This window comes from Geodermatophilus sp. SYSU D00705 (assembly GCF_054050135.1).
This window is the reverse complement of sequence record NZ_JBJGYT010000021.1, coordinates 68,047-74,824: the sequence shown is the minus strand read 5'-3', so window position 1 is coordinate 74,824 and position 6,778 is coordinate 68,047. Positions and strand designations below refer to the sequence as shown.

5 protein-coding genes are annotated in these 6,778 nt (G+C 75.5%); 1 reads left to right on the top strand and 4 read right to left on the bottom strand.

Going from position 1 to position 6,778, the window contains the following annotated elements:
• Positions 1 to 164: 164 nt before the first annotated feature.
• Together ACI78Q_RS16445 and ACI78Q_RS16440 are read right to left on the bottom strand one after the other, a co-directional pair.
• Positions 165 to 536 carry a hypothetical protein gene (locus ACI78Q_RS16445; RefSeq protein ID WP_456924485.1) on the bottom strand — a complete coding sequence of 124 codons (372 nt, stop codon included), beginning with the start codon at positions 534 to 536 and terminating at the stop codon, positions 165 to 167.
• Positions 533 to 1,903, bottom strand: coding sequence for an FAD-binding oxidoreductase (locus tag ACI78Q_RS16440; protein WP_456924484.1), 1,371 nt, complete (start codon positions 1,901 to 1,903; stop codon positions 533 to 535). Before ACI78Q_RS16440 ends, ACI78Q_RS16445 begins: the two co-directional genes overlap by 4 nt.
• Positions 1,904 to 2,055: 152 nt before the next feature.
• Between ACI78Q_RS16440 and ACI78Q_RS16435 the strand changes: the two genes are divergently transcribed.
• Positions 2,056 to 4,941: an ATP-binding protein gene (locus ACI78Q_RS16435; RefSeq protein WP_456924483.1), complete on the top strand. Its 2,886-nt coding sequence runs from the start codon at positions 2,056 to 2,058 to the stop codon at positions 4,939 to 4,941.
• On the opposite strand, the gene ACI78Q_RS16430 is transcribed toward ACI78Q_RS16435, so the two are convergent.
• Together ACI78Q_RS16430 and ACI78Q_RS16425 are read right to left on the bottom strand one after the other, a co-directional pair.
• Positions 4,924 to 5,193, bottom strand: a complete 270-nt coding sequence (locus ACI78Q_RS16430) for a DUF4242 domain-containing protein (protein ID WP_456924482.1) — start codon at positions 5,191 to 5,193, stop codon at positions 4,924 to 4,926. The two genes, ACI78Q_RS16435 and ACI78Q_RS16430, sit on opposite strands and share 18 nt — an antisense overlap.
• A gap of 77 nt (positions 5,194 to 5,270) precedes the next feature.
• Complete coding sequence (locus tag ACI78Q_RS16425) at positions 5,271 to 6,767, bottom strand: class I adenylate-forming enzyme family protein (RefSeq protein ID WP_456924481.1); 1,497 nt, start codon at positions 6,765 to 6,767, stop codon at positions 5,271 to 5,273.
• Positions 6,768 to 6,778 lie beyond the last annotated feature (11 nt).

Below are 6,778 nucleotides of genomic sequence, written 5' to 3'. Positions count from 1 at the left end.
CACCCCCCCCCGCCGCCCCCCCCCCCCCCCCGCCCCCAAACCCCCCCGCCCCCCCCCCGCGGGCGCCCCCCCCCCCCCCCCCCCCCCCCCCCCCCCCCCCCCCCGAGGCACACCGGCAAGGACCAGCCTCCCACCCGTGGCGGTGGACGACGGACCTGCCGCGTTCAGCCGGCCTGGATGTGCCGGACCACCGCCTCGAGCTCGTCCGACGGCGAGAAGTCGACGTACTCGCAGTCGGTCAGCGCCTCGGGCGCGTGCCCGCCCGCCCAGTAGAACGCCTGGCCGCCGTCGTAGGTCGTGTCGCCGTCCTTGCCGTGCATCACCAGCCGCCCGCTGATCAGGTAGCCCCAGTGCGGGCACGGGCAGAGGTCGTCCGGCAGGCCGGCCAGAGCGGGGCGCAGGTCGGTCCCGGCCGGCAGGCGGACCCAGGCGACGCTCATGCTCCCGAACCGGGCGGCGCGGAAGTCGACGCCGTTCCCCTCGATGGCGACGGGCAGATCGGTGCGCTCGATGGCCTGCATGACGGCGCTCCTCACGGCCGGATGTTCTGGTTGAGGTGGAACAGGTTGCCGGGGTCGTAGGTGCGCTTCACCGCCCGCAGCCGCTCGTAGTTGGCGCCGTAGTTCTCCGGCGCCTTGCCGGCGTCGTCGCCCGAGGCGAAGTTGACGTATCCGCCGGCGTCGGAGTGCGGCGCCACGGCGGCGTAGTAGTCGCGCACCCACTGGGTGTTCGCCGCGTTGTCGGCCGGGTCGGGCCAGAACCCGGCGATGTTGGCGGCGAAGGTGGCCTCCCGGTGACCGAACGCCGTCGCGTCGGGGCCGAGGTCGTGGACGGCGCCGTTGATCGGGTACAGGTGCATCCCCGAACTGGCCGTGGGCACCCGCGAGCCGAACTCGACATGGGCGGCGATGGCCTCGTCGGAGAGCTCGGTGACGAACACGGCCTTCCAGTAGTTCTGCAGCCCGGGCGGGAGCAGCGGGTCGAACAGGCTGTTGATCGCGGGATAGGGCATGGGACCGACGAGCTCGGCCATCGGCCGCGCCACCTGCCGGAAGCGGTCGATCACCCGTTCCCCCTCGGCCGGCGACCCGGTCCAGCACGGGACCACCACGGCGAAGGACTCTCCGACCCGGTCCTCGGGGATGAACGGCAGCGGCGGAGCCTGGTGGAACCCCGGGTAACCGCCGAACTCGCGCGGGGCCTCGCGGATGAAGTCCCGGAAGAACGCGAAGACGGCCGCGGCGTCGGAGAGCTCGAAGAACATCGGGCCGCCGAGGATGGTGTCCACCGGGTGGACGCGGTAGGTGAACCGGGTGACGACGCCGAAGTTGCCGCCCCCGCCGCGCAGCGCCCAGAAGAGGTCGGCGTGCTCGTCCTCGTCCGCCGTGATGACCGTGCCGTCGGCGGTGACCACCTCGGCCGACAGCAGGTTGTCGCACGAGAGGCCGTAGCCGCGGGTCAGGTAGCCGATCCCGCCGCCGAGGGTCAGGCCGCCGATCCCGGTGGTGGAGACGATCCCGCCGGTCGTGGCCAGCCCCGAGGCCGCCGTCGCGTCGTTGAACCGGCCCCACGTCGTCCCGCCGCCGGCCGCCGCCGTCCGCGCCTCGGGGTCGACGTCCACCGCCTGCATCATCGACAGGTCGGCGACGACGACGCCGTCGCCGGTGCCGAAGCCGGGCACGCTGTGCCCGCCGCCGCGCACGGCCAGGTCCCGGCCGTCCTCCGCGGCGAACCGCACCACCGTCGCCACGTCGTCGACGCCGGCGCAGCGCACGACGAGGTCGGGCCGGGCGTCGATCATGCCGTTGTAGACCCGGCGGGCCTGCTCGTAGTCGTCGTCCCCCGGACGGATCACCTGGCCCCGCACGCGGTCGGCGAGCGTCCCGGGCAGCTGTGTCGTCATGGCCCCTCCTCGGCGCCTCGGTCGATGGCCGACGACGCTAGGGAGGGCACCGGGGTCGGCACATGACCAGATGTGCGCGAATCGCCGACCCGGTCGTCGTGGTCAGTTCTGACCATCGACAGCCCCGGAGGGCAGGGCTAACGTCCGGGAGGGTGTCCGGCTGGACGCCGCCACCCCTCCCGTCGCGCTGGACCCGGGCCGCGGCCCCGCGGTTCGTCGGCCGCCGGAGTGAGCTCGCCTGCCTCGAGGACCTCTGGACGGCGGCCTGCGGCGGCGCCCGCCAGGTGGTCTTCCTCGGCGGCGAGCCGGGCGCCGGGAAGTCCCGCCTGCTGGCCGAGCTGTCCGCGCTCCTGCACGACCGCGGCGCCACGGTGCTGCTGGGCACCTGTGCCGCGGAGCTCGGACCGCCGTACCAGCCGTTCGTCGAACCGATCGAGGCGCTGCTGCCCGCCGCCGAACCCGGCCCGGCCCGGGAGGCGCTGGCCCGGCTGGTGGGGCGGGCTGCGGACGACGACAGCCCGGAGCCCGACACCCGGCGGGAGCTCTACGACGCCGCCGTCACCGCCGTCCGCGGGGTGACCCGCAGCGGCCCGGTCGTCCTGGCCCTGGAGGACGTGCACTGGTCCGGGCGCGCGGGGCTGCAGCTGCTCGCCCACCTCGTGGAGCGGACGGCGGAGCTGCCGCTGCTGGTGGTGGCCACCCACCGGACGACGGCCCCGGAGCGCTCCGCCGCGCTGACCGGCACCATCGCCGCCCTGTACCGGCTCGACGGCGTCCGCCGGCTGGACCTCGCCGGGCTGGACACCGAGGAGGTGGCCGAGTACCTGGCGCACGAGGCGGAGCTGCCGGCGCACCGGGCGCGGGTCGCCGCCGCGCAACTGCGCGACCGCACCGGCGGCAACCCCTTCCTCCTCCGCGAGCTGCTGCGCGACGCGGCCGCGGGTGCGCGGCCGGACCCGGCCGGCTCGGCGCCGCTGTCGGTCCGCGACATGCTGGCGGCCCGGCTGGAGCGGCTCACCGTGCCCGAACGGCAGACCCTCGAGCTGGCCGCGGTCGTCGGGGAGGAGCCCGACCTCGCCACGGTGCTCGCCGTCGCCGCGTGGAGCACCGACAGCACGCTGGCCGCGCTGGACACCGCGGTCGAGTTCGGACTGCTGGAGCCGGCCGGTGCGGCCTTCCGGTTCCCGCACAGCCTCGCCCGGCAGGCGGTCCTCGACCTCATGCCGGCCACCCGCCGGGCCCGCGAGCACCTGCGGGTCGCCGCCGTCCTCGAGGCCTCCGGGACGCCGTCGGACCGGCGCACCCAGCGGCTGGCCCACCACTACGCGCAGGGCGCGGCCCTCGGCGCCGCCGACCGGGCGGTCCGCTACCTGACCGAGGCCGCGGAGGCCGCCGCGCGCAGCCTGGCCCACGAGGACGCCGCGCGGTGGTTCGAGCAGGCGGCCGCGCTCTCCGAGGAGCCGGCGCACCGCCACCGGCTGCTGCTGGCGGCCGCGCGCGGACACCTGCTCGGCGGCGACTTCGCCCGGGCCCGCGCCCGGTGCGAGGAGGTCGCCGGCGCGGCGGCCCCGCACGACCGGCTGGAGGCGGCCATCGGCTTCGAGGCGGCGTCCTGGCGCCCGGGGCTGCCCGGCCAGCGGGCGGTGGAGCTGCTCACCGACGCGCTGCGCGGGGTGCCCCACGACCCCGCCGACCCCCTCTACGTCCGGGGGCTGGCCGGGCTGGGTCGCGCCCTGGCGTTCACCGGGGCGGTCGAGCCGTCCGCCGAGCTCGGCCGCCGGTCGGTCGAGATGGCCCGCGCGCTGGGGGACGACGGCCTGCTCGCGGCGGCGCTGGCGGCCAGTCTCTGGAACGGGCTGCGCCCCGCCGACGCCCCCGCCAAGCTGGCGCGCGCCACCGAGCTCACCGAGATCGCCCAGCGGATCGGCGACCCGAGCCACCTCGGCCCGGCGGCCTACTGGCGGGCGGCCATCGCCTACCAGCAGGGCGACCCGGAGGGCCTGGCCGCGGCGTACCGGGACGTGCTGCGCATGGTGCGGGCGACCGGCGAGCCGTACTTCGAGTACGTGGCCGGGTGCATCGGCTACGGCCGCCAGTTCATCGTGGGCGACTTCGCCGGCGCGGAGCGGACCTGCGCGCGGCTGCTGGAACTGGGGGAGTCCTTCGGCACCGACGACACCGAGGGCTCCACCGCGGTGCAGACGTTCATGCTGCGGCGGGAGACCGGCGCCCTGGCCGCGGTGCGCCCGCTGATCACCGGCGACGAGCCGCCGGCGGAGAACTGGGCGCCGGGGCTGCTCGCCCTCTACACCGAGCTGGGCCTGGACCGGCCGGCGCACCGGTTGCTCCACCGCCTGCTCGACGACGGGCTGGACCGCTACGAGGACGCGCAGTGGCCCTGCGTCCTCGCCTTCGTCGTGGAGGCCGCGCTCCACCTGGGCGACGCCGAGGCGCTGCGCGCGCTGCGGCCGCGGGCGGCCGAGTACGGCGGCACGAACCTGCGGGCCGCCCAGTTCGTCGCGCTGTTCGGCAGCGCCGACCGGTACCTCGGCGAGATCGACTCCGCGCTCGGCCGCAGCTCGGCCGGGCCGCTGCTGGAGTCGGCCCTGGAGATGGACACCCGGATGGGTGCGACGGTCCACCGGGCGCAGAGCCTGGTCGCGCTGGCCACGCACCTGCGCCGGTCCGGGCACCCGGGACGGCGGGCCGACGACCTGCTCGGCGAGGCCCACCGGCTGGCCAGCGACCTGGGTCTGGGCCGGTTGCTGCGCTCGTTCGGGCCGAGCCCCACGCCGCAGACGGCGTCGTCCCGGCCGGCCCGCCCCGCCGGGCTGACCTCGCGCGAGGCGGAGGTGCTCAAGCTGCTCGGCGAGGGCCTGCTCAACCGGGAGATCTCCGAGCGGCTGGTGATCAGCGAGAACACCGTCGCCAACCACGTCCGGAGCATCCTGGCCAAGACCGGCGCGGGGAACCGCACGCAGGCGGCGATGTACGCCGCCTCGCACGGGCTGCTGGAGGGGTCAGACGGGCGCCAGTGACCCGTCCGGCTGCAGGGTGCCGCCCACCTCGACGACCACGTCGGCGGGCAGGCCGGCGCGCCGGGCGGCCCGGTGGATGGCGTCGGCCGACGGCGCCTCGTACAGGCAGTAGGTCTTGCGCTTGTCCACCGAGAGGAAGGAGTACAGCCAGCGCACGCCCTCGTCGGCGTTGATCCGGTTGACCCCTTCGGCCATGTCGGCGGTGAGCTCGAGGACGTCGGCGTACCGGCGCTCGATCATGAACACGGGCATCGCGGGTCCTCACCGGAGCGGGTTGGGCGACCGCACCGACCGTACCGCCGGGTCCGGGCGCGGAACAGGCCCGGACGTCACACGGGCTGCCACTCGGACTCCTGGCGCAGTGGTGGCTTGAGCACCTTGCCCCCGGGGTTGCGGGGGAGGGGGTCGGCCCGGACGCACAGGAACTGCGGGATCTTGAAGTCGGCGAGCCGCGTCCGCGCGAATCCGAGGAGGTCCGCGGCTGACAGCTCCGCGCCCGGCCGGGGGACGACGACCGCACCGACCTTCTCGCCCATCATCGGGTCGGGCACGCCGACCACCGCCACCTCGCCCACGGCGGGGTGCGCGGCCAGGGCGTTCTCCACCTCGACGGAGTACACGTTCTCCCCGCCGCGGTTGATCACGTCCTTCTTGCGGTCGACGACGTAGGTGAGGCCGCGCTCGTCGATGCGCGCGAGGTCGCCGGTGTGCAGCCAGCCACCCACGAAGGTCTCGGCGGTCTGCTCCGGCTTGCCCCAGTAGCCGCGGACCACGTTGGGGCCGCGGACGAGCAGCTCGCCGACGCCGGTGCGCGGGTCGACGTCGGCCAGGTCGAGCTCCACCACCGGTGCGGGGAACCCGACCGAGTCGGCGTGCTCGGCGGCGTACTCGTGCGGGAGGAACGTCGTCACCGAGGAGGTCTCCGTGAGCCCGAAGCCGTTCCCCACGCGCGCGGTGGGAAAGGCCCGCTGGATGCGGTGCACGAGGTCCGGCGCGATGGGCGCACCGCCGTAGGTGACCGCGCGGACCGCCGAGGTGTCGACGTCGGCGAAGCCGGGCTGCTGCAGTGCCAGCCAGTAGATCGCCGGCACGGCGACCAGGTGCGTGACCCGCTCCTCCTCGATGGCCCGGAGGAACGCGGTCACCTCGAACGCGGGCATGACCACCGTGGTGCCGGCGACCGCTGCGGACACCAGCAGCTGGGAGTTGCAGCCGGTGACGTGGAACAGCGGCACCGAGACCAGCGTCGTCGACGGCTCGTCGCGGTCGATCCCCATGCACCGCAGCACGGTCTCCACGTTGGACAGGAAGTTCCCGTGGGTGGTCATCGCGCCCTTGGGGAAGCCCGTCGTCCCGCTCGTGTAGAAGATCGCGGCGAGGGTGTCGTGGTCGGCGGCGGGCACCGCGAGCGGGTCGCCGTCCGGCAGCGGGGTGCCCGGCTCGACCACGTACGCCGCGCCGGAGTCCTCGACGACGTAGCGCACCTCGGACTCGGCGAACCGCGTGTTCACCGGTACGGCGACGGCGCCGGCCAGAAGCGTCCCCCAGAACGCCAGCACCCAGTCCAGCCCGTTGGGCAGCCGGTTGGCCACCCGGTCGCCGGGCGCGACCCCCGCGGCCCTCAACCCGCCGGCCACGCGGCAGGCCGCGTCCCACAGTTGCCGGTGGGTGAGCCGGTCGCAGCCGAGCTCGCCCACCGCGACCGTGTCGGGGCGGCGCTCGGCCGCGCGGCGGAGCAGGCTCGGGACGTCGGGCGGCAGGTCCGTGTAGCGACGGACCCCGTCGGGACCGGTCTCGATGCCGCTGGTGTCGAAGGGGTGGCTCACCGCGACCTCCC